General features: G+C 55.4%; 19 protein-coding genes, 3 tRNA genes and 2 pseudogenes. 14 read left to right on the top strand and 10 right to left on the bottom strand.

What is annotated here, in order from left to right; translation table 11 throughout:
• A pseudogene (locus HMPREF1024_RS23920) lies at nucleotides 1–846 on the top strand (Na+/H+ antiporter); the annotation flags it as partial.
• A gap of 93 nt (nucleotides 847–939) precedes the next feature.
• On the opposite strand, the gene HMPREF1024_RS23915 reads toward HMPREF1024_RS23920, so the two are convergent.
• Nucleotides 940–1,015: transfer RNA gene (locus HMPREF1024_RS23915), tRNA-Asn, on the bottom strand.
• Between the two features lie 330 nt (nucleotides 1,016–1,345).
• On the opposite strand from HMPREF1024_RS23915, the gene nac reads away from it, so the two are divergent.
• The 3 genes from nac (at nucleotide 1,346) to ldtA (ending at nucleotide 4,340) form a co-directional block, all read left to right on the top strand.
• Nucleotides 1,346–2,263: a nitrogen assimilation transcriptional regulator NAC gene (gene nac, locus HMPREF1024_RS23910; RefSeq protein WP_002911729.1), complete on the top strand. Its 918-nt coding sequence runs from the start codon at nucleotides 1,346–1,348 to the stop codon at nucleotides 2,261–2,263.
• 106 nt (nucleotides 2,264–2,369) lie between these two features.
• The gene (gene cbl / locus HMPREF1024_RS23905; RefSeq protein ID WP_004180456.1) at nucleotides 2,370–3,320 is read left to right on the top strand and encodes an HTH-type transcriptional regulator Cbl; all 951 of its coding nucleotides are present in this window, start codon (nucleotides 2,370–2,372) and stop codon (nucleotides 3,318–3,320) included.
• Nucleotides 3,321–3,398: 78 nt separating this feature from the next.
• Nucleotides 3,399–4,340, top strand: coding sequence for a L,D-transpeptidase (gene ldtA, locus HMPREF1024_RS23900; protein WP_004175386.1), 942 nt, complete (start codon nucleotides 3,399–3,401; stop codon nucleotides 4,338–4,340).
• Between the two features lie 149 nt (nucleotides 4,341–4,489).
• On the opposite strand, the pseudogene HMPREF1024_RS0125435 reads toward ldtA, so the two are convergent.
• The 4 genes and pseudogenes from HMPREF1024_RS0125435 to mtfA all read right to left on the bottom strand — a co-directional run.
• Nucleotides 4,490–4,687 (bottom strand): annotated as a pseudogene (locus tag HMPREF1024_RS0125435) (hypothetical protein); the annotation flags it as partial.
• A gap of 30 nt (nucleotides 4,688–4,717) precedes the next feature.
• Nucleotides 4,718–5,470, bottom strand: coding sequence for a LysR substrate-binding domain-containing protein (locus HMPREF1024_RS23895; protein ID WP_223177840.1), 753 nt, complete (start codon nucleotides 5,468–5,470; stop codon nucleotides 4,718–4,720).
• A 352-nt stretch (nucleotides 5,471–5,822) separates the two neighbouring features.
• A tRNA-Asn gene (locus HMPREF1024_RS23890) sits at nucleotides 5,823–5,898 on the bottom strand.
• Nucleotides 5,899–5,998: 100 nt separating this feature from the next.
• Nucleotides 5,999–6,799 carry a DgsA anti-repressor MtfA gene (mtfA, locus tag HMPREF1024_RS23885; RefSeq protein WP_004227143.1) on the bottom strand — a complete coding sequence of 267 codons (801 nt, stop codon included), beginning with the start codon at nucleotides 6,797–6,799 and terminating at the stop codon, nucleotides 5,999–6,001.
• Nucleotides 6,800–6,889: 90 nt separating this feature from the next.
• Here mtfA and HMPREF1024_RS23880 point away from each other — a divergent pair.
• Nucleotides 6,890–6,979, top strand: a tRNA-Ser gene (locus tag HMPREF1024_RS23880).
• A gap of 272 nt (nucleotides 6,980–7,251) precedes the next feature.
• Here HMPREF1024_RS23880 and ompC read toward each other — a convergent pair.
• Nucleotides 7,252–8,397: a porin OmpC gene (gene ompC / locus HMPREF1024_RS23875; RefSeq protein WP_002911596.1), complete on the bottom strand. Its 1,146-nt coding sequence runs from the start codon at nucleotides 8,395–8,397 to the stop codon at nucleotides 7,252–7,254.
• A gap of 538 nt (nucleotides 8,398–8,935) precedes the next feature.
• Between ompC and drpB the strand changes: the two genes are divergently transcribed.
• The 4 genes from drpB (at nucleotide 8,936) to HMPREF1024_RS23855 (ending at nucleotide 11,919) form a co-directional block, all read left to right on the top strand.
• On the top strand, nucleotides 8,936–9,217 hold the full coding sequence (gene drpB / locus HMPREF1024_RS23870) for a cell division protein DrpB (RefSeq protein WP_004151461.1): 282 nt from the start codon (nucleotides 8,936–8,938) through the stop codon (nucleotides 9,215–9,217).
• A 42-nt stretch (nucleotides 9,218–9,259) separates the two neighbouring features.
• Entirely contained in the window at nucleotides 9,260–9,967 is a 708-nt protein-coding gene (locus HMPREF1024_RS23865; RefSeq protein WP_009307518.1) for a phosphohydrolase, read from the top strand.
• 76 nt (nucleotides 9,968–10,043) lie between these two features.
• Nucleotides 10,044–11,444: a DNA cytosine methyltransferase gene (locus tag HMPREF1024_RS23860; protein WP_004175390.1), complete on the top strand. Its 1,401-nt coding sequence runs from the start codon at nucleotides 10,044–10,046 to the stop codon at nucleotides 11,442–11,444.
• Nucleotides 11,425–11,919 carry a very short patch repair endonuclease gene (locus tag HMPREF1024_RS23855; RefSeq protein ID WP_029499066.1) on the top strand — a complete coding sequence of 165 codons (495 nt, stop codon included), beginning with the start codon at nucleotides 11,425–11,427 and terminating at the stop codon, nucleotides 11,917–11,919. The genes HMPREF1024_RS23860 and HMPREF1024_RS23855 overlap by 20 nt, the downstream gene beginning before the upstream one ends.
• Here HMPREF1024_RS23855 and yedA read toward each other — a convergent pair.
• A complete protein-coding gene (yedA, locus tag HMPREF1024_RS23850) occupies nucleotides 11,894–12,805 on the bottom strand; it encodes a drug/metabolite exporter YedA (protein ID WP_004184683.1) in 912 nt (303 codons plus the stop codon). The two genes, HMPREF1024_RS23855 and yedA, sit on opposite strands and share 26 nt — an antisense overlap.
• A 183-nt stretch (nucleotides 12,806–12,988) precedes the next feature.
• Between yedA and HMPREF1024_RS23845 the strand changes: the two genes are divergently transcribed.
• Nucleotides 12,989–13,900 carry a DUF808 domain-containing protein gene (locus HMPREF1024_RS23845; RefSeq protein ID WP_009307520.1) on the top strand — a complete coding sequence of 304 codons (912 nt, stop codon included), beginning with the start codon at nucleotides 12,989–12,991 and terminating at the stop codon, nucleotides 13,898–13,900.
• A 115-nt stretch (nucleotides 13,901–14,015) separates the two neighbouring features.
• Nucleotides 14,016–15,695 (top strand): cellulose biosynthesis regulator diguanylate cyclase DgcQ, encoded by a 1,680-nt coding sequence (gene dgcQ, locus HMPREF1024_RS23840; RefSeq protein WP_009307521.1) that lies wholly within the window; start codon nucleotides 14,016–14,018, stop codon nucleotides 15,693–15,695.
• 299 nt (nucleotides 15,696–15,994) lie between these two features.
• Here dgcQ and HMPREF1024_RS23835 read toward each other — a convergent pair whose 3' ends face one another.
• Nucleotides 15,995–16,216 carry a YodD family protein gene (locus HMPREF1024_RS23835; protein ID WP_002911589.1) on the bottom strand — a complete coding sequence of 74 codons (222 nt, stop codon included), beginning with the start codon at nucleotides 16,214–16,216 and terminating at the stop codon, nucleotides 15,995–15,997.
• 133 nt (nucleotides 16,217–16,349) lie between these two features.
• On the opposite strand from HMPREF1024_RS23835, the gene dsrB reads away from it, so the two are divergent.
• Nucleotides 16,350–16,541, top strand: coding sequence for a protein DsrB (gene dsrB / locus HMPREF1024_RS23830; protein WP_002911586.1), 192 nt, complete (start codon nucleotides 16,350–16,352; stop codon nucleotides 16,539–16,541).
• A gap of 32 nt (nucleotides 16,542–16,573) precedes the next feature.
• Here the strand turns inward: dsrB and rcsA are convergent, their stop codons facing one another.
• Nucleotides 16,574–17,197, bottom strand: coding sequence for a transcriptional regulator RcsA (gene rcsA / locus HMPREF1024_RS23825; RefSeq protein ID WP_002911561.1), 624 nt, complete (start codon nucleotides 17,195–17,197; stop codon nucleotides 16,574–16,576).
• A gap of 372 nt (nucleotides 17,198–17,569) precedes the next feature.
• Here rcsA and yedD point away from each other — a divergent pair, with 372 nt between their 5' ends.
• Nucleotides 17,570–18,004, top strand: coding sequence for a lipoprotein YedD (gene yedD, locus HMPREF1024_RS23820; RefSeq protein WP_004189223.1), 435 nt, complete (start codon nucleotides 17,570–17,572; stop codon nucleotides 18,002–18,004).
• Nucleotides 18,005–18,045: 41 nt separating this feature from the next.
• Here the strand turns inward: yedD and amyA are convergent, their stop codons facing one another.
• On the bottom strand, nucleotides 18,046–19,533 hold the full coding sequence (gene amyA, locus HMPREF1024_RS23815) for an alpha-amylase (RefSeq protein WP_004175398.1): 1,488 nt from the start codon (nucleotides 19,531–19,533) through the stop codon (nucleotides 18,046–18,048).
• A 200-nt stretch (nucleotides 19,534–19,733) separates the two neighbouring features.
• Here amyA and tcyJ point away from each other — a divergent pair, with 200 nt between their 5' ends.
• Entirely contained in the window at nucleotides 19,734–20,534 is an 801-nt protein-coding gene (gene tcyJ, locus HMPREF1024_RS23810) for a cystine ABC transporter substrate-binding protein (protein ID WP_004899204.1), read from the top strand.
• Nucleotides 20,535–20,586 lie beyond the last annotated feature (52 nt).

A 20,586-nucleotide genomic window follows, 5' to 3' on the forward strand; every position in this document is an offset into this window, starting at 1 on the left:
ACGCGCATGAAAAGCAGCGCGGTATGGTCCATGCTGCAGACCACCCTCAACGGGATGATCTTTCTGATGCTGGGCGAGCAGCTGCCGCGCATGCTCAGGACGCTGCCGGCGGTAGCCAGCCAGGCCGGCGTCTCTTCGCCCTGGTATCTGCTGCTGTACGCCGTGGCCATCACCCTGGCGCTCGGTCTGATGCGCTTCGCCTGGGTATGGTTGTCGATGAAGCTGACAATTTTTCGCCGCAAACGTCGGGGCAAGGCCATCACCGTCCGTCCACGCTTCAGTATCCTCGCCGTCATGGCGCTGGCGGGAGTGAAGGGCTCTGTGACCCTCGCCGGTATTCTGACGCTGCCGGTGGTGCTGGCAGATGGTTCGCCGTTCCCGGGCCGTGAACTACTGATCTTTCTTTCGATGGCGGTGATCCTGATGTCGCTGGTGGTGGCGGCTATCGGTCTGCCGTTTATGACTCGTTATCTTGCCGATGATCTACCGCATGACACCGGTAAGGACGACATTGGCGCCGTGATGACCGAGGTGGCCATTAACCGTCTTAACGCGCTACTGGACGAGACGGTAGAGGATCCCAGTGAGCAGGCCCTGCGGGCCGATGCCGGCAATATGCTGCTCGAGACCTATCAGCGGCGGCTTCACTATAACGACAATGACGAGGGGCAGGATGTCGGGCTGGAGCTGGCTAAGCGCGCCAGGCTGGAGAAATATATGCAACGAGAGGTCATTATCGCCCAGCGTCAGGAGCTGTTCCGGCTGCGCCGCGCCCATAACATCAGCGATATCACTTTTTATGAGGTGCTGCGGGAGATAGATCTGAAGGAAGAGAGTTTACGCTAAAGCCGCAATCGCCGGAGGGTGGCCATTCGCCTTCCGGCAGAAGTACCGGCGCTGAAAAGCAAAAAGCCTGCTCGAAAGCAGGCTTTTTAAATTTGGCTCCTCTGACTGGACTCGAACCAGTGACATACGGATTAACAGTCCGCCGTTCTACCGACTGAACTACAGAGGAATCGTGTGAACGGGGCGCATATTAACGACGCCATCCGGCCTTGTCAAAGCCTGATTCAAAGAATTGCGTTCGACTGCTGACAATTTCAGCAATCGCCACCCATGCGCTGTTTTTTTCACCATGTTGCACCGTTGTAGTGCGAATGTACCCCTAATGGGGCATACCACAATCTGCTTACCGGGCAAATAAAAACCGAATTGCTATCACTATCCCTTATAACACTGCCTGCGGCGGGCGACAGCCGAGGAAATGCAAAGCTGGCAAGCAAATTGCAAAAGCCAGTGCATCATACTCCCAGCGTTGACGCTGGCGTTCCTTACAGGAGGCAAAATGAACTTAAGACGACTGAAATATTTTGTGAAAATCGTCGATATCGGCAGTCTGACCCAGGCCGCTGAAGTCTTGCATATCGCCCAACCGGCCCTCAGCCAACAGGTCGCGACCCTGGAAGGTGAAATGGACCAGCAGTTGCTGATACGCACCAAGCGAGGGGTCACGCCAACGGAAGCCGGTAAAATTCTCTACACCCATGCGCGCACTATCCTGCGCCAGTGCGAGCAGGCGCAGCTGGCGGTCAATAACGTCGGCCAGACGCTGCGTGGTCAGGTGTCGATCGGCCTGGCGCCGGGCACCGCGGCCTCCGCCATTACCATGCCGTTGCTGCAAACGGTGCGCAATGAGTTGCCCGAGGTGATGGTCTATCTGCAGGAGAGCAGCGGCACAGCGCTGAATGACAAGCTGCTGGCGGGCCAGCTGGATATGGCGGTGCTCTATGAGCGTTCGCCGGTGGCAGGCATCGTCAGCCAGCCGCTGCTGAAAGAAGACCTTTACCTGGTCGGCACCCGCGACTGCCCGGGGCAGAGCGTGGATCTCACTGCGGTGGCGGAGATGAACCTGTTCCTGCCGCGCGATTACAGCGCAGTGCGGGCGCGGGTCACCGAGGCATTCACCCTGCGTCGTCTGTCGGCGAAAATTATCGGCGAGATCGAATCCATCACCACCCTGACCGCGGCCATCGCCAGCGGCATGGGGGCGACGGTGTTACCGGAATCAGCTGCTCGTTCCCTGTGCGGGGCGGCGAACGGCTGGATGGCGCGGATCAGCACGCCTTCAATGAGCCTGTCGCTGTCGCTGAACATGTCGGCTCGCGGCAGTCTGTCGCCGCAGGCGCAGGCGGTGAAAGAGATCCTGCTGTCTCTGGTGAGCCGCCCATCGCTGGAAAACCGTGAACTGCAGCTGGTCAGTTAGGGTATATTCTCTTAAGGAATAAGTTGCTGGTTTTTATTATTTGTTACCTGGGACAACAGACTTTAACAATAGCAGATACGTTAAGTCCATTGGCCCGGAGGAAAGGGTGAACTTCCAGCAGCTGAAAATTATCCGTGAGGCGGCCCGTCAGGATTACAACCTGACGGAAGTCGCGAATATGCTCTATACCTCGCAGTCAGGCGTCAGTCGCCATATCCGGGAACTGGAAGAGGAGCTGGGGATTGAGATCTTTATCCGCCGCGGCAAACGCCTGTTAGGCATGACCGAGCCGGGTAAAGCGCTGTTATCGATTGCCGAGCGGATCCTCAATGAAGCCAGTAACGTTCGGCGGCTGGCGGATCTCTTCACTAACGATGCGTCAGGCGTCTTAACTATCGCCACCACCCATACTCAGGCGCGCTACAGCCTGCCGCCGGTCATTAAAGCTTTCCGCGAGCTGTTCTCAGATGTTCGCGTCGAGCTGGTGCAGGGTACCCCGCAGGAAATCGAAGCGCTGCTGCATAACGGCGGAGCGGATATCGGCATCGCCAGCGAGCGCCTGAGCAACGATCCGACGCTGGCGGCTTTCCCCTGGTTCCGCTGGCATCACAGCCTGCTGGTGCCGAAGGATCATCCTTTGACGCAGGTTTCTCCCCTGACGCTGGAGGCGATCGCCCGCTGGCCGTTAATCACCTACCGCCAGGGGATCACTGGCCGTTCGCGCATTGATGAGGCGTTCAACCGCAAGGGGTTGATGCCGGATATCGTGCTGAGCGCGCAGGATTCCGATGTGATCAAGACCTATGTGGAACTGGGGCTGGGCGTCGGGCTGGTCGCCGAGCAGTCCGGTGATGCCCGGGAAGCGGACACCTTTACGCGTCTTGATACCCGCCATCTGTTCGATGCCAATACCGTGTGGTTGGGACTGAAGCGGGGCCAGCTGCAGCGGAATTACGTTTGGCGCTTTATCGAATTGTGCAATGCCGGACTGTCGCTGGATGAGATTAAGCGTCAGGCGATGGAGCCGGAAGAGGCCGCAATCGACTATCAGATTTAAGGAAATGCTGGCCAGCGGGTCGGGGAGTGGAAATAACGCTATAATTCACACACGTTAGTCGCGACTGAGGAAGGGAAAATGACGATGCGGCGTGTGAAATTACTCTGTACTGCGCTGATGCTGCTTGCCAGTCACGGCGCGCTGGCCGTCAGCTATCCGCTGCCGCCGGAGGGGAGCCGTTTGGTGGGCAGCGCATTTACCATTGCCGTTCCGGACAATAACACCCAGCCGCTGGAAAGTTTTGCCGCCCAGTACGGCCAGGGGTTAAGCAATATGCTGGAAGCCAACCCCGGGGTCGATGTCTATTTGCCACGCTCCGGTTCGACGCTGACTATTCCGCAACAGCTGATCCTGCCCGACACCGTGCGCGAAGGGATCGTGATCAACGTTGCCGAAATGCGTCTCTATTATTACCCGCCGCTGGGCAATAGCGTCGAAGTCCTGCCAATCGGCATTGGTCAGGCGGGACGCGAAACGCCGCGTAACTGGGTGACGGCAGTAGAGCGTAAGCAGGAAGGCCCCACCTGGGTGCCAACCGCCAATACCCGCCGCGAGTATGCGAAAGAGGGCAAAACGCTGCCGGCGATGGTGCCCCCCGGGCCCGATAATCCGATGGGGCTGTATGCGATCTACATCGGCAGGCTCTACGCCATCCACGGTACCAATGCCAACTTTGGTATCGGGCTGCGCGTCAGCCAGGGATGCATCCGCCTGCGCAATGACGATATTAAATTCCTGTTTGATAACGTGCCGGTTGGGACGCGGGTTCAGCTGATCGATCAGCCGGTGAAGTACAGCGTGGAGCCGGACGGCAGTCACTGGCTGGAGGTGCACGAGCCGCTGTCGCGCAACCGCGCGGAGTTTGAATCCGACAGAAAAGTCCCCTTGCCGATGACCTCGGCGCTGCGCGAGTTTACTCAGGGGCCGGGAGTGAGTCCTTCGCAGGCCGAGCAAACCCTGCAGCGCCGCTCCGGCATGCCGGTGAATATCAGCGCCACAGCGGCGCAGGGAAGTTTGTAGCGGGTCGTTTAGTCTGATTAACGGCTATTGTAAGAAGGCTCTTTTGCTGTCGATGCATTCAACGTTGTTGGGAATAAGGATCGGGAAACCGATCCTTAACTTATCAGCAGTGGCGGTGATGGCGTTTTAATGAGGGCGCCAGGAGATGCTCAGGAGGGGATGATAAAGTCTGCAAATATGCCTATGGACTTAATCTTGTTACTGAGGATTTTTTTTGGGCTGCCATTGTCCATGAAAGCGAAGATACCGCTTATGATAGCCATTATCCAGAATATAAGACGGATGAGTTCTGCTGAATCCCTATTGTCAAAACACGCCTGACCACAGTCACTACCGCTGAACCCCATCGCCGCTGATAAGCGAATCAGGGGATGGCGTCACTGATTGTTGGCAATGGGGACATGCTGCAGCATCACTTCAACGATCCAGTCAATAAAAACGCGCAGCTTGGCGTTGACATGGCGGTTCCGTGGAAACGCCAGGTACAGAGGCATTGGGCTAATCCGCCATTGTGTAAATAATGGAATCAAAGCGCCAACGGCCTGATGCGCTGCCGCCATATAGTTGGGCAGCGCAATCACGCCTAAGCCAACTAACCCAGCTTCGTGGTAAGCATTGCCATCATCCACGGCAAGTACGTAGTTGCCCGTGATTTCAATACGTTCATTCTCACTGCACAGTACCAAAGGATCAATCTTACTGGTGCGTGAGGACAAGAATCCCACTATGCAATGGTCAGTATTTTGCAGCTCGCGCGGGTGTGCGGGAGCGCCAAGGCGTTCCACATAGCTGGGGGCGACGTAGACGCCGATTTGCAAATCGCCGACATGGCGTGCGATTAGGGACTGGTCGGTGATTTGACCACCGCGCAGAACGCAATCCACGTTGTCGCCGATCAGATCCACTCCCCGGTCGCTCACACCCATGTCGATCTGGATATCAGGGTAGCGGGCGTGGAAAGCCGGTAGCGCCGGCACCAGAATAAGGCGGGCCAGCGGACTCGGTACATCCACCCGTAGCCGTCCCCTGGGCGTCATCGCCGCACTGGACAGGCTGTTTTCAGCATCCTCCATGTCTGCTACGCAGCGGCAGACCCAGCGGTTACCGCCGGATCGAAAGTCTGTAGCCATAAGGTTGGAAGCAGCATCGCTGATTTTCACCTGCGGGGATCACATACGGAACCTTGGACGATACCTACGGTACGATGCTGCTTATACCCGCTGGCGGAGAGATGTCAGAAGCGACGGTGTTGCCGATCTTTTTTGGAACCGCGCATGATTGCCTTACACCCAGGTATGGTCCGGCACGGTTAAACCGCCTTTATTTAAGCCTTTGCGGGAGCGTGGGGCTCACGGCCGTTCAGCTTGCCTCATAGCAAGAAAATAGCACCTACACCAGGATAAGATTGCATGCTTGGGGAGCGGAGAGGATCACGGAAAGCAAAAATCCCGCTCAGGTTTCCCTGAGCGGGATTTTTAAATTTGGCTCCTCTGACTGGACTCGAACCAGTGACATACGGATTAACAGTCCGCCGTTCTACCGACTGAACTACAGAGGAATCGTGTGAACGAGGCGCATACTACTGGCCTCGCATTTTTGTGTCAACACTAAAATTAACCTGCTGATTCAAATGGCTAAATTTAGCTCAACACGTTGTTTTAGTGAACAATGCGCCGATCGCCTTCGTCCTGCAGGCCATTCTCACGTCTACGCGCCAGCGGATCCTGGCGGTAAAAGTGGCAAAAACGCTGCCACAGGGCCGGGAAGCGAGGCGCGAACAGTTCAGGCGCACTGAAAAAATATTCCGAGAGGACAGCAAAGCACTCTGCGGGATCGGTGGCGGCATAGGCGTCAATACTGGCGGCGCTTTCGCCGACCAGATCTATCTCATCCTGAATGTTGTTCATCGCGGCGTGGAGATCATGCTCCCAGCCGGCAACTTCACGCAACGGGATAAGCGGCACGCCGCTGGCCCGGTCGCCGTTCCGCGTATCAAGCTTATGCGCCACTTCATGCACCACAAGGTTAAAGCCTGACGCATCAAAAGAGTCTTGAATATCCAGCCAGTTCAGCACTACAGGACCCTGTTGCCAGCTTTGTCCCGACTGTACCACCCGCTGGTTGTGGACCAGACCAATATCATCCTCCCATTCATCATCGACGATGAAAGGGGCAGGGTAGATCAGCACTTCATGGAAGCCATCCAGCCACTCAATGCCCAGCTCAAGCACCGGCAGACAAAAGAGCATAGCAATGCGCGCCTGATGCAGCGGGGTCAGCTCCAGCCCCTGCAATGCCACCAGCCGCTTTTGCTGTAAAAAACGGGCAGCCATCTGCGTGAGCTTGTGCTGCTCAGTGGACGAAAGATGGGCTAAAACCGGAATGGCAAGCGCTTGCTCCCAGGGCATCTCTGCGTTGCCGGACTCATCATCTGCTTTCCAGGGCCATTTAAACATCATATTGCTCGCAAAGTCGTCACTTGAACACAATTACCGAAACGGGAGCTATTAAAATGCCAAAGATCCTGGCATTATAGCAACCATCACAGCGGAGAGATGCCGGAGCGGCTGAACGGACCGGTCTCGAAAACCGGAGTAGGGGCAACTCTACCGGGGGTTCAAATCCCCCTCTCTCCGCCACTTTTCTTGCTCTAACCTTCCCTTCAATAACACCGTTAGCTTCAGGTATAACGCCTGCGCTGGGGTATCACCATCATCATCGTCCTGGTTTCAGCGTAGAGTCGCGGTAGCGCGCTTTATCCTTTTGGCACCTTATCGCCGCTTTTAGCCCGAACGAGCTTAAACGCATCATAAAGAGGGAAGGTACGCCTGGAAAGCGGCAATGTCGAAAAGAGTGATCTCAACGGAGCGGGAACATAAAAAAGCCCGCTGAACGCGGGCTTTGACGGGGATCAGAACTGATAGACCAGGCCGAGGGCGACGATATCATCGGTCGCGATACCGCTGTTTTTGTAGAAGCGGTCGTCTTCATCCAGCAGGTTGATTTTATAATCCACATAGGTGGACATATTTTTGTTGAAGTAGTAGGTCATGCCCACGTCGACATACTTGACCAGATCCTTGTCGCCGTAGCGAGAATAGGCGTAGAGATCTTTACCCTTCGACTGCAGATAGGCCACGGACGGACGCAGCGGTAAATTAAAGTCGTCGAACTGATACTGCGCGACCACTTCGAAGTTCTGCGTTTTGTTGGCAATTCCGCCAAAACTATCGTTGCCATAGAAGGTCATGTTGCGGGTCTCAGCATACATGGCGGCCAGATAGATGTTATTGGCGTCATATTTCGCGCCGACGGTCCAGGCATCGGCTTTATCGCCGTTGGCATAACGCTGGCTGCTACGCGCGGCCGCCAGCTGGTTATGGGTACGGTCAGAAGACGAATACGCTGCCCCGAAGCTGATGCCCATATCGAGATCGTAGTAGCTGGAGATACCAAAACCGTCGCCATTTTCCCGCGCCAGCTTACGTTTCCCACCGTTATTAGTGCCTTCGCCAGAACCGGCGTTTTCATTATTACCCTGATACTGCAGGGCGAAATGCAGGCCGTCGACGAGGCCGAAGAAATCGCTGTTACGGTAGGTGGCCACGCCGTTAGTACGGCCGGTCATGTAAACGTCGGTCTGGGTGTAGGTATCGCCGCCGAATTCCGGCAGCATATCGGTCCAGGATTCAATGTCGTAGACCACGCCGTAGTTACGGCCATAGTCCAGCGACCCGCAGTCGGCAAACTTCAGGCCGGCAAAGCCGAGACGGGTCCAGGAATTCGCGCCTTCTTTTTCGCTGGTGTTCGCCTGAATGTTGTATTCCCACTGACCGTAGCCGGTTAACTCGGAAGTAATCTGCGTTTCGCCTTTCAGACCAAAGCGAACATAGGTCTGGTCGCCGTCCTCTGAAGCGTCGTCAGAGAAGTAATGCAGGCCGTCAACTTTCCCGTAGAGGTCCAGTTTATTACCGTTTTTGTTATAGATTTCGGCGGCATTAGCGGCGCTAGCCATTAATAATGCCGGAACCATGAGTGCCAGTACTTTTCTTTTCATTATATATTCCCTTTTAATAATAATTTCTATGAATTATGACAATCCCTCCGGAATGACGATCCGATACTAACGACTAAGTTCATCTTTATTTAAAATAAAATATGTAAATAAATAATGTTAAACATTTCAAAATATTTCTAAGTGGTTCTTTATATTAAATTTTGATGTTTGTGCAAAATTCATTATTTTCTTATATAGCAATGCTTTATTTTATATTTGGTAGGTTGTTGTTAATTTTATGAAATAAATTGCACAAATAATAATCAAGTACATTATTCATTATGGGAATTTATTTTGTGTGAATGTAAATATCCAGGGGATTATCAACCCAGCTTGCGATAATTAAGGAATGAATAGCTTTAAGCGTACGGGAGATAATAAGGACATCTCTTCAGCCTGTGCGCATTGGCAGCATAAGTCGCGAGAAGGCGCAGAAGACGAAGATGAAACTGCTGCCTGTGACGCAGGTTAGCGGTATAATGTGATGCGTGTCACGTTTTGAGTGACAATAGTCTGTTGTGTCACGGAGAGGAATGAGATGGAAGAGCAGGCAAAACGCAGCCCGGGAGGGAAACTTGCGCTCTGGGCGTTGTATGCTTTTTGCGGATATTGTGTCTGGGTCATTGTGCGTTACTGGTGGGTAGTGGGAAAAATTCACAGCGTTCCCGGCGCCAGCGTGGAGGGTGATTTTGGAACAACGGCCGGGAAATGGCTTGGCGCCCTGTTGGGTATGCTGGTCCTCGGCGGCATTGGCTCTATTCTCGGCGCGGTCGTCTGGTATACGCGTCCATCCCGCGGCGAGCAGGATCATCAGCGCTAAAATTGCTATGCTCGAGGCTGACCCTCAGATAAAGGAAAGCCTATGGACCTGGTTGACTGGCAGCAACGATTTGAGCGCTGGATACTGACGCACCATGCGCAGGATGACGCCGCACACGATCTGTCCCATTTTCGTCGCGTCTGGGCGACCGCCACTCAGCTGGCCGCGGGGGAGGAAGTCGACCGGCTGGTACTCCTCACGGCCTGCTATTTTCATGACATCGTCAGCTTGCCAAAAAATCATCCGGAGCGAAGTCGATCCTCGATAATGGCCGCCGAGAAAACCCTCGCCATTCTGCAGTCGGCCTTTGCTGATTTTCCTGCGGATCGTTACCCGGCGGTCAGCCATGCCATCGAGGCGCACAGCTTCAGCGCGGCGATCCCACCGCGCACGCTGGAGGCGAAAATAGTTCAGGATGCCGATCGACTCGAGTCGCTGGGAGCCATTGGTCTGGCGAGGGTCTTCACTGTCGCCGGCGCCCTGAATACCATCTTGTTTGATGCCGAAGATCCTTTTGCTGATCGGCGGGCGCTGGATGACCGCAAATATGCCCTCGACCATTTCCAGTGCAAACTTCTGCGCCTGCCGGAAACCATGCAAACTGACAAGGGGAAAGCGATGGCGCAGCATAATGCCCGTTTTCTCGTCGAATTTATGGCTAAGCTCAGCGCGGAGCTGCAGGGGGAGCCGCTGGCGCTGGATGAAGCGGTTTTGCGCCGCTTTGCACCGCAGGCGTCAACCGACCGGTGATTTATGGTACTCTCTGCCAAAATCGTCCGCGTTGGTTGAGGATATGCCGCAAAAGTTAAGCAAGGAACACAGGTCGTTGTCGTTGGCTGAACAGGCCGGGGAAGACGCTGAGGCGCTGCTGCGTCAGCTGATGACGATCTACGATGTAAAAACGCTGGTTGCCGAACTGGTGAGCGTCGGCGAACAGCACTGGAGCGCGGCGATCCTCAAGCGCGTGGTGGCGCTTGGCCGCGTGGCGGAGCGTTTGCGCCCGCAGGAAGTTGCTCATCTGGCGACGCTCCTGCCTTCGCCGCCGGCCCATCATCCGCACTATGGGTTCCGTTTTATCGATCTGTTTGCCGGTATTGGCGGGATCCGCAGTGGTTTTGAAGCCATCGGCGGGCAGTGCGTTTTCACCAGCGAGTGGAACAAGCACGCGGTACGCACCTATAAGGCCAACTGGTACTGTGATCCGCAGCAGCACCGTTTTAATGAAGATATCCGCGATATTACCCTCAGCCAACGTTCTGACGTTAGCGACGAGGAGGCGGCGCGGCATATTCGTGAATCTATCCCTCAGCATGATGTGCTGCTGGCTGGCTTCCCCTGCCAGCCTTTCTCGCTTGCCGGCGTCTCTAAGAAAAATGCGATGGGCCGTGCGCATGGCTTTGCCTGCGAAACCCAGGGAACGCTGTTTTTTGACGTGGTGAGAATTATCGCGGCTCGTCAGCCAGCGATTTTTGTGCTGGAGAATGTCAAAAACCTCAAAAGCCACGATCAGGGGCGCACCTTCCGTATCATCATGCAGACGCTGGATGAGCTGGGATATGAAGTAGCTGACGCGGGGCATACCGGGCCGGATGACCCGAAGGTGATTGACGGGCGCCATTTCTTGCCTCAACACCGGGAGCGCATCGTGCTGGTGGGTTTCCGTCGCGATCTGCAGCTGCATGCTGGATTTACGCTGCGCGACATCGCGGCGCAGTACCCGGCGGTGCGGCCAACATTTGGCGAGCTGCTGGAGCCGACGGTCGATGCGAAATTTATTCTTACGCCGGTGCTGTGGAAATATCTTTATCGTTATGCCCGCAAGCATCAGGCGCGGGGCAATGGCTTTGGTTATGGCCTGGTTGACCCCGCCAATCCCCACAGCGTGGCCCGGACGCTTTCTGCCCGCTACTATAAAGATGGTGCCGAAATTCTCGTCGATCGCGGCTGGGACCGGCCGCTCGGTGAGAAGCATTTTGACGATCCGCTGAATCAACAGCGGCGGCCTCGCCGGTTAACGCCGCGCGAATGCGCCCGGCTGATGGGCTTTGAATCCCCGCAGGGGGCGCGTTTTCGCATCCCGGTATCGGATACGCAGGCCTATCGTCAGTTTGGCAACTCGGTGGTGGTTCCGGTCTTCGCCGCGGTGGCGAAACTCCTGGCGCCGCGCATCGCTCAGGCGGTGGCGCGCCGCGAAGCGGATGATAATGATGGCGGATGTTCACGATAAAGCGACGCGCAGTAAAAATATGCGGGCGATCGCCACGCGCGATACGGCGATCGAAAAGCGGATAGCGGCGCTGCTGACCGGGGCGGGATTCACCTTTGTCGCCCAGGATCGCGCGCTGCCGGGACGTCCCGATTTCACTTTACCCGACTACCGTTGCGTTATCTTTACTCACGGCTGTTTCTGGCATCACCATGACTGCTATCTGTTTAAGGTGCCGGCCACCCGCACGGCATTCTGGCTGGACAAAATCGCCGGTAACGTGGCGCGCGACGCCCGCGACCGGCAACAGCTGGCCGAAGAGGGCTGGCGGGTATTAATCATCTGGGAATGCGCCCTGCGCGGGCGCCTTAGGCTGAGTGATGCGGCGCTCACCGAGCGTCTGGAAGAGTGGATTTGCGGCGCCGGACACGACGCGCAGATCGATACGCAGGGGATCCGCGAACTGACGACTACTTCGACGCCTTACAAGGAGTAGCCTCGCTGCGGACGGGGAAGAGATATTTCCCCAGCGTCACCAGCACTACGGCGAAAATAATCACCGCCAGCGCCAGCCACTCAATGAGCGACAGGCTCTCGCCGCCGAACCCAGTACCGAGGAGCACCGCGACCACCGGATTAACATAGGCGTAGCTGGTGGCGACCGCCGGGGTGACATTGCGAATTAAAAACATGTAGGCGTTAATGGCGATCAGCGAGCCAAAGATGGCCAGATAGGCCAGGGCGGCGATCCCGGACCAGGAAGGGACGCGGGTTAAGGTTTCACCGCTCAGCCATGAGGCCGCCAGCAGGACGATCCCGGCGGCGAGCATCTCGATTGCCCCCGCCATCATGCCGGTCGGCAGTACGATTCGCGAACCGTAAACCGAGCCGAAGGCCCAGCTTAGGGAACCAATCAGGATCAGCAGTGCGCCCCAGGGGTTGCCGTTCAGGTTGCCTCCGCTGTTGAGCATCACGATACCCGCAAGGCCAATGGCAATGCCCAGCCACTCCAGTTTACGGGTGGCGATGCCGAAAAAGCGGCTGAAGCATAAGGTGAACAGCGGTACGGTGGCGACCATCACCGCCGCGATGCCGGAGGGGACGTGCTGATGTTCAGCCAGCGTCACGAAGCCGTTGCCAACCGCAAGCAGCAACACGCCGATCAGCGCAGCGTTAAGCAGCGGACGACGCGCCGGTAGCTTATGGCCGGTGGCCAGTAGCCACCCCAGCAACAGCACGCCGGCAGCGAGAAAACGAATGCCGGCCATCATTAGCGGCGGCCAGCTGGCGACCCCGACGGCGATAGCGAAATAGGTAGAGCCCCAGATGATATACAGCGCAAACAGCGCCCCGATGAGCGGTAAAAGCTGACGGGTAGACATACTTCCTCACGACGGTGCAGAGATAGAAAGGGGACATATAGTAAACGTGAAAACTATCGTGCTGGCGAGTGGTTAATTTGCGTCAGGTTGTTAAATTTATATTGACTAATTGTACCTTGGGCACCGGCCGTTTTTTAACGCATACTCGAGGGAGACATTGATGAAAAGAGAAGGAAAATCATTTTGGCAGGAAGTAGTCTTTTAACATTACTTGATGATATCGCCACGCTGCTGGACGATATTTCCGTGATGGGCAAGGTAGCGGCGAAAAAAACGGCGGGGGTGCTGGGCGACGATTTGTCTCTCAATGCCCAACAGGTTACCGGCGTGCGGGCGAATCGCGAGTTGCCCGTGGTCTGGGGAGTGGCGAAAGGGTCGTTCGTTAACAAAGTGATCCTCGTGCCACTGGCTTTGTTGATCAGCGCCTTCATCCCCTGGGCGATTACGCCATTGTTGATGCTGGGCGGCGCGTTTCTCTGTTTCGAAGGGGTGGAGAAGGTACTGCACAGTCTGGAAGCGCGGAAACACAAAGAGGATCCTGAACGGCGGCAGCAGCGTCTCGCCGCGCTGGCGGAGCGCGATCCGCTGGCCTTTGAGCGTGACAAAGTAAAAGGCGCGATTCGCACCGATTTTATTTTGTCCGCGGAAATTGTCGCCATTACCCTCGGCATCGTGGCGGAAGCTCCGCTGCTTAACCAGATCCTTATTCTCTCGGGGATTGCGATTCTGGTCACTATCGGGGTGTATGGCCTGGTGGGGGTGATCGTCAAGCTGGACGACATGGGTTACTGGCTGGCGGAAAAACGTAGTGCGCTGGCGCAGTGGCTGGGTAAAGGGCTCCTGGCCGTCGCTCCCCGCCTGATGAAGGTGTTGTCTATCGTCGGGACGCTGGCCATGTTCCTCGTCGGCGGGGGGATTGTCGTTCACGGTATTGCGCCGCTGCATCATGCCATCGAGCACTGGAGCGCGGGGTTGGGTGGGGTGATGGCCTCCACGCTGCCGGTCGTCGCCAACCTGGTGCTGGGTTTTATCATCGGCGCGGTGGTGCTGGCGGGCGTTAAGGCGGTGAGCAGCCTGCGTGGCTCTGGAAAGTAGCATGGCGAAACGCAGCGTAACGGCGCCGCGTGTTCTACCCTGAAAACGCCCCGGGTATCGACAGAGACCGGGGCGCTGACGCCGCGAGGTTTGCGCAACGTACTGCGAGAGAAAGATGGATAAGCCACTGCGGTTGAAGTTAAAAAAGTGCTACCACCTGGCTCGCCCGGCGCATGTGGTTAACGCTTGTTTTATCGCAGTGCTGTTTTTCTCCACGCTGCTGATCTGGCGTGAAATCAATGTCCTGGAAGAGGCCTACGTGGCCAACCAGCGTAACAATCTGGCTAACGTCGCTCATGAAATGGATGGGCTGTTGCAGTTCAACATCGACAGAATGATGTTTTTTCGCCATGGGATGCAGGCGGCGCTCGAACAGCCGCTTGATATCGATGTATTGCGTAAGGCCAGCCAACGCTATCTGAGCCAGCGCCATCAGCAGGCCTGGCGGGTGGCGCTACCGAATCGGCGTACGCTGCCGGTGTTTGGCATCTCAGGCAGCGTCGCTGGCGACAACCCTATCCTGCTGGTGGACGATCCGCTGGCGGCTGATGAACTAATGGCGACGCTCGAGCTGGGTTATCTGCTAAATCTGACGCAGCACGATCGCGATTTCGCCGAGCGGATGCAGTATATCTCTCGTAGCGGCTTTTTTACCTCGACCCTGCCGCTGCGGGATGAGTCGCAGGTGATAACGCACTATTCCCAAGCCCTCGGCGCTCCGTGGTTTACCCGCCAGACCCAGCGAAATAATCCGGGGCGAGGTGTTATCTGGCAAACCTTTCCTGACGATGACCCGCAGCTGGAAGAGCAGGTGGTCACCGCTTCGATACCGTTGGATTTTGCCGGTTACTGGCGCGGCGTGCTGGCGATGGATTTCTCAGTCAGTGAAATCAAAGCGTTTTTGGTTAGCGCCATGCAGGGGGGACAAGAGGGAGAGTACCAACTTTATGATAGCCATTTGAACCTGCTGGCTTCTTCCGCGCCGGGGAATGTCCTGACCCTGCTGTCCCCGCGCGAGCAGGAGTTGCTGAGCCGCGCGTTTGTCCATGATAACCAGGGAGGGCTGCGTCTGCTGACGCGCTATATCAGCTGGGCCAAACTGCGCAATTTTGACGGCGTGCTGCTGCGGATCCACACTCTGCGGGAAGGCGTCCGCGGGAACTTTGGCACCATCACCATCGCCCTGACCCTGATGTGGGTCCTCTTCACCTTGATGCTGTTGCTCTCCTGGCTGGTGATCCGCCGCATGGTCCGCAACATGAGCGTTCTGCAAACCTCTCTGGAGTGGCAGGCATGGCACGATGCCTTGACCCGCCTGCTCAATCGCGGGGCACTGTTTGAACAGGCGATGGCGGTAGCCAGCGACTGCCAGCGCAGTGGACGGCCGCTGGCGGTGATCCAGCTCGATCTGGATCATTTTAAGCACATCAACGATCGCTATGGTCATCAGGCGGGGGACAGGGTGCTGTCGATGGTGGCCAGTACGCTGTCCAGCGCGGTTCGGCAGGGCGATCTGCTGGGCAGAGTGGGCGGAGAAGAGTTTTGTATCGTGATGCCGAATACCACCCTGCAGGAAGCGGCGGCGGTGGCGGAGCGATTGCGCCAGCGTATCCAGGGACGGGAAGTCTTTTTGCATAACAACGTGACGCTGCGGGTTAGCGCCTCGTTAGGGGTGAGCGCCAGCGAAGAGCGGGGGGAGTATCAGTTTGAAGCGCTGCAGTCGGTGGCCGATGGGCGACTCTATCTGGCCAAGCAAAATGGGCGTAACCAGGTCTGTTTTCGCAGCGCAGCGTGAGTAAAACGTTTCGATGTCGATTGGCAAAATGAGAATTATCTTAAAGTGATCGCAGGCGATCGCGCTATCGAATGAAACCGGTTTGCGGCTAAGCCTTCTCACATCAGCCTTGCAGCCCGATAAGTCATCAAGCGCCAACATTCTCAATATTTTGCGTCATGAATATCTCTTGTCATGCAAAATAATTGAGGATAATGTTTCAACGCATCGGATTTCCCGGTGTAACGAATTTTCAAGTGCTTCTTGCATTAGCAAGTTTGATCCCGACTCCTGCGAGTCGGGATTTTTTTCGCCTGCCGCTAACGGTTGGCTTCACTGGCGCTGAAATCGTGAATATCGAGTTCGAATGCCTCCGCCAGCTCACGCCAGGTATGTGACCCGCGGCCATCAATGCTGGCGCGCTGCGGGTCGTCCAGCGTGCGATGGACTTCGCTTTCGCTGATCTCATTTATCGCCGCCAGCAGGGCATCTACGTTGACGTCAAGGTCGTCCCCGGTCTGGCCTGTTAATTGGTGCTTCATCATTACCCCCTCGCTGAGCGTCGCTCAAGCCTCTCTAAGTATAGTCGGTCTAAAAAAGCGCCAGTCACGTGCCGCGACGCTGCGAGTTGCGTGGTTTTGTTCTACACTGGCTGAAAATATAGAGGAGATGATTATGCAGGTGAACGATCGTGTCACGGTGAAGACCGACGGTGGCCCACGTCGCTCGGGGGTAGTGCTGGCGATTGAGTCGTTTAGTGAAGGAACGATGTATCTGGTTTCACTGGAAGACTATCCTCTGGGGATCTGGTTTTTTAATGAAATAGGCCACCCGGATGGGATTTTCGTGGAAAAAGAGGTCTCGTAAAACTGAACTGGCGGGAGCGCCGCCAGTTTGTTTCAGCGCATATTTACCTGAATACCGGAGGTGATGTTTTCGGTCAGCCGAACGATATGATAAATCACCTGCTTATTATGCGTTTGTATTTTCTTTTTAATATTGCCTTTATGCGACGATACCGTCTTCGCTTTGATGTTCATTTGCGTTGAGATTTGCGAAGTACCATGCCCGGCCATCCACATTTGCAGCATATTTGATTCTGTTTTACTCAGTGACAATGTCGGTAAAGTTAACTGCCCTACACTGGTGTTTTTGTATTTAAGATAATTAACCAGAATAACATCAAGGTCTTTTGGGGTTATCGATTTTGAACTGATTAGCAGATTCTTCCGTACCCGCAAATAGCGGTCAAAATGGATGTTCGCCAGCGACATAAAGATAACAAACAGCGTCGCCGGGTTTTGCGTAATGATCTGGCGAATAATGCCATTACTTTCATCATCATGCACGAAACAGTCTTCATTCAGAAACACCACCGCCGGGCAACACGACGTACAGTGTTTCTGCAGATCCGCAGCACTGTTGACCTCAACGATTTCCTGTTTTTTAATTCCCCGACTGGTCAGATATCCCGTCAATCCCAACCGGGTATAGCTGCACAAATCCATAATCATCGTTGACATGACCCATCCTCAATCAACACGTAACGATATACACTTCGCACTGGCTGTGCGAAGCAGTCCTTGCGGGCGATAATAATAGTAGGTTTAGAAAGAACCCATTAGCTCCATTAAACTATTCCGCATCTATGCATATAATTTGCCAGGAAAACTCTTAAAGTAAAGTCAAGAACCGGTAGTGTGACCGAATTAAAAACAAAAAGTGCCCATAGATGCTATGGTTACGCGCCCAGTATTCTTTTACTTTCAGAATTTCCTTACTTCAAATGAAACCCACGTTAGCGGTTGCTGGCTTGCTCGCTTATCCCTTTGCGGTGGGGGTGGAAGGCTTAACGCTTTAATGCCACAATACTTTTTTATCGGCTTGTGGGATGAATGATGAAAAAGTTATTTTTTGCTGGCATGGTGGTGGCGCTGGCCGGTTGCGTACAGGTTGATCGTTATGAGGACGTCGTTAAAGCGCCAGCGCCGGCTGGCCTTGCAGGTTTCTGGCAAACGAAAGGGCCGCAGAGCGCGATGATGAGTCCTGACGCCATTGCCAGCCTGATTGTCACCAAAGAAGGGGACACCTTCGACTGCCGCCAGTGGCAGCGCGTGATTGCGCAGCCGGGGAAACTGATGAATCGTGACAGTGAGATCTACAACGTGACCGCTTCCCTGGACATCTATCCTGTCGAGCGCGAGGGCAACACGATCTCCTACGATCGGATGACGTTGTCCCGTGTTGAACGTCTCACTCCGGAGTGCGAGAAGGCGTGGGCCAAAGCGCGAGCGACGGGGCCCGTCAGCGCGCCGGCCTCCACGCGCTGAGATTTTGGCGGGCCATAGCTGGCCCGCCCGGCGTCAGGGAACTACAGCACCTCCTCTAACACCCACACGCTAACGCTCCCCCCGTTACAAGTAAAGGTCGCGCAGCCTTCGCCATCGGTTTCGACAATCTCTTCCCGGTTACCGAGAAAATCCCGCCAGCGTTTGTTGCCATAGTTTTCGCCCAGCGTCAGCGCCTTTTCGCCCTCATCGCCATTGGACATGATCACCACGCAGCCTGGATCGTCGTCAGTACCGCTACGACTAAAGGCGATGCAGTTAGGATGATCGAACCAAAGGGTTTGCACGCCATGGGCAAAACGCTGACGGGCGTCGATCAGCTCGTGGAGTTGTTCGATAACGGGCATCTCAATGGCATAGGTCTCTCCGTCGCCGCCGGTATCCTCATAGGAAGCGCCGAAGAGATCGGCATAAAAGACCGAGGGCACGCCATTCTCCCGCAGCAGAATCAGCGCATAGGCGAGGGGCTTGAACCAGGGTTCAACCGGCGCCTCGAGGGCCTGCAGCGGCTGCGTATCATGATTGGTGACCAGAGTGACGGCATGGAAAGGGTCGGCTTCGACCAGCGTCCCGCTGAAAATCTGGCTCATGTCATAATCGCGGCCCTGGCGCGACGCTTCATGAAATTTCATCTGCAGTGGGGCATCAAACAGCATCGTTTTGCCCTCGACCAGGTCGATATACTGCTGGAGCTTCTCCACTTCATGGGACCAGTATTCCGCTACAATAAACAGCGGCTGCGGGGCCACCTCCTGAACATGCTCGATCCACGCTTTATAAAACCAGGCGGGGATATGCTTGACCGCGTCAAGACGAAAACCGTCGCAGCCGGTCTGCTCCATTACCCAGCGCGCCCAGTATTTGATCTCCTCGGTCACTGCATGATTGCGGAAATCGATATTGGCGCCCATCAGATAGTCAAAGTTGCCGAGCTCATCATCGACCTGTTCATTCCAGCCTTCGCCGGTGTAATCGTTGACGATTTTAAACACACCGTCTTCCGTCGGGTTCTCTATGTGGTCAATGCCGCTAAAACATTTGTAGTCCCAGACAAACTGCGAATACTGTCCGGCGCGCACCGGGAAGGTGTAGCGCGTCCATGCCTCGCACTCAATGATCTCCTCGTCAATTTGCGTACGATCCTGCTCATCGACGCGCTGAACGCGCAGAGCCTCTTTTTCATCAGCGCCCATTTTATGGTTGACCACCACATCCAGCAGCACGGCGATATTGTGCTCCTTCAGGGCGTTGATCGCCGCCAGCAACTGCGCTTTGTCGCCATATTTGGTGGCGACAGACCCTTTTTGATCAAACTCGCCGAGGTCAAAGAGATCGTAGGTATCATAGCCGACGGAGTAACCGCCCGAGGCGCCTTTGTAGGCGGGTGGCAACCAGACCATATTGATGCCGATTTCATTCAGGCTGGGCGCCAGCGCTTCGACCTCAGGCCACAGCTCGCCGCCGGTGGGGTAGTACCAGTGAAAACATTGCAATAAGGTGGGGTTTTTCATCTTCCATGCTCCAGACGTCAACAGGCTGACCTTTGCAGTATGGGAGATATCCAGCAAAAAGGGTGAGGAAAGCCCTGATTTTCGCTATACCCTAAAGCGGATCATATATAATAAATTTGCATAAGATGTAGCGTAACGATGTTGGTGTCAGGTCGTTAAGCGCCTTACACTACAGGAAAATCCTAACCTTCGGGGTATCTATGAAATTAGCACTTCTGGGTCGTCAGGCGATGATGGGCGCGATGGCCGTTGTTTTGATGGCTGGCGTCAGCGTGAAAACTTTTGCGGCGGAAAACCTGCTCAATCAGATTAAAGAGCGCGGCACCCTACGCGTGGGCCTCGAAGGCACCTACCCTCCCTTTAGTTTCCAGGGGGATGACGGCAAGCTGACCGGGTTTGAAGTGGAATTCGCTAACGAACTGGCGAAACATCTTGGCGTGAAGGCCGATCTCAAACCGACCAAGTGGGACGGTATGCTGGCCTCGCTGGACTCCAAGCGTATCGACGTGGTGATTAACCAGGTCACTATCTCTGACGAACGTAAGAAGAAATACGATTTCTCCACCCCATATACCGTCTCCGGCGTGCAGGCGCTGGTGAAGAAGGGTAACGAAGGCGCGATTAAAACCGCGGCGGATCTGAAAGGCAAGAAAGTGGGCGTCGGACTGGGCACTAACTATGAAGAGTGGCTGCGTCAGAATGTCCAGGGCGTGGATGTCCGTACCTATGATGACGATCCCACCAAATACCAGGATCTGCGTGTAGGCCGTATTGACGCCATTCTGGTAGACCGTCTGGCGGCGTTGGATCTGGTGAAGAAAACCAACAATACGCTGGCGGTAACCGGCGAAGCCTTCTCTCGTCAGGAAGCTGGCGTTGCGCTGCGTAAAGGCAACGACGACCTGCTGAAAGCGGTAGATGGCGCGATTGCAGACATGCAGAAAGATGGCAGCCTGAAGGCGCTGTCCGAGAAATGGTTTGGCGCTGACGTGACGAAATAACGGACAGCGGTGAAAAAAGGCGCTCCTGGAAGCGCCTTTTTTTATTTAGCGC

Origin of the sequence: Klebsiella sp. 4_1_44FAA (assembly GCF_000238715.1) — a bacterium.
GTDB classification, from domain to species: domain Bacteria; phylum Pseudomonadota; class Gammaproteobacteria; order Enterobacterales; family Enterobacteriaceae; genus Klebsiella; species Klebsiella pneumoniae.

Excerpts from the sequence above, each read along its gene's own strand:
- dsrB (WP_002911586.1), top strand. The coding sequence starts at position 16,350 with ATGCAGGTGAACGATCGTGTCACGGTGAAGACCGACGGTGGCCCACGT.
- HMPREF1024_RS23865 (WP_009307518.1), top strand. The coding sequence starts at position 9,260 with ATGGACCTGGTTGACTGGCAGCAACGATTTGAGCGCTGGATACTGACG.
- HMPREF1024_RS23895 (WP_223177840.1), bottom strand. The coding sequence starts at position 5,470 with ATGGCTACAGACTTTCGATCCGGCGGTAACCGCTGGGTCTGCCGCTGC.
- dgcQ (WP_009307521.1), top strand. The coding sequence starts at position 14,016 with ATGGATAAGCCACTGCGGTTGAAGTTAAAAAAGTGCTACCACCTGGCT.
- yedD (WP_004189223.1), top strand. The coding sequence starts at position 17,570 with ATGATGAAAAAGTTATTTTTTGCTGGCATGGTGGTGGCGCTGGCCGGT.
- yedA (WP_004184683.1), bottom strand. The coding sequence starts at position 12,805 with ATGTCTACCCGTCAGCTTTTACCGCTCATCGGGGCGCTGTTTGCGCTG.
- nac (WP_002911729.1), top strand. The coding sequence starts at position 1,346 with ATGAACTTAAGACGACTGAAATATTTTGTGAAAATCGTCGATATCGGC.
- ldtA (WP_004175386.1), top strand. The coding sequence starts at position 3,399 with ATGACGATGCGGCGTGTGAAATTACTCTGTACTGCGCTGATGCTGCTT.
- HMPREF1024_RS23855 (WP_029499066.1), top strand. The coding sequence starts at position 11,425 with ATGGCGGATGTTCACGATAAAGCGACGCGCAGTAAAAATATGCGGGCG.
- rcsA (WP_002911561.1), bottom strand. The coding sequence starts at position 17,197 with ATGTCAACGATGATTATGGATTTGTGCAGCTATACCCGGTTGGGATTG.
- mtfA (WP_004227143.1), bottom strand. The coding sequence starts at position 6,799 with ATGATGTTTAAATGGCCCTGGAAAGCAGATGATGAGTCCGGCAACGCA.
- ompC (WP_002911596.1), bottom strand. The coding sequence starts at position 8,397 with ATGAAAAGAAAAGTACTGGCACTCATGGTTCCGGCATTATTAATGGCT.
- drpB (WP_004151461.1), top strand. The coding sequence starts at position 8,936 with ATGGAAGAGCAGGCAAAACGCAGCCCGGGAGGGAAACTTGCGCTCTGG.
- HMPREF1024_RS23835 (WP_002911589.1), bottom strand. The coding sequence starts at position 16,216 with ATGAAGCACCAATTAACAGGCCAGACCGGGGACGACCTTGACGTCAAC.
- amyA (WP_004175398.1), bottom strand. The coding sequence starts at position 19,533 with ATGAAAAACCCCACCTTATTGCAATGTTTTCACTGGTACTACCCCACC.
- tcyJ (WP_004899204.1), top strand. The coding sequence starts at position 19,734 with ATGAAATTAGCACTTCTGGGTCGTCAGGCGATGATGGGCGCGATGGCC.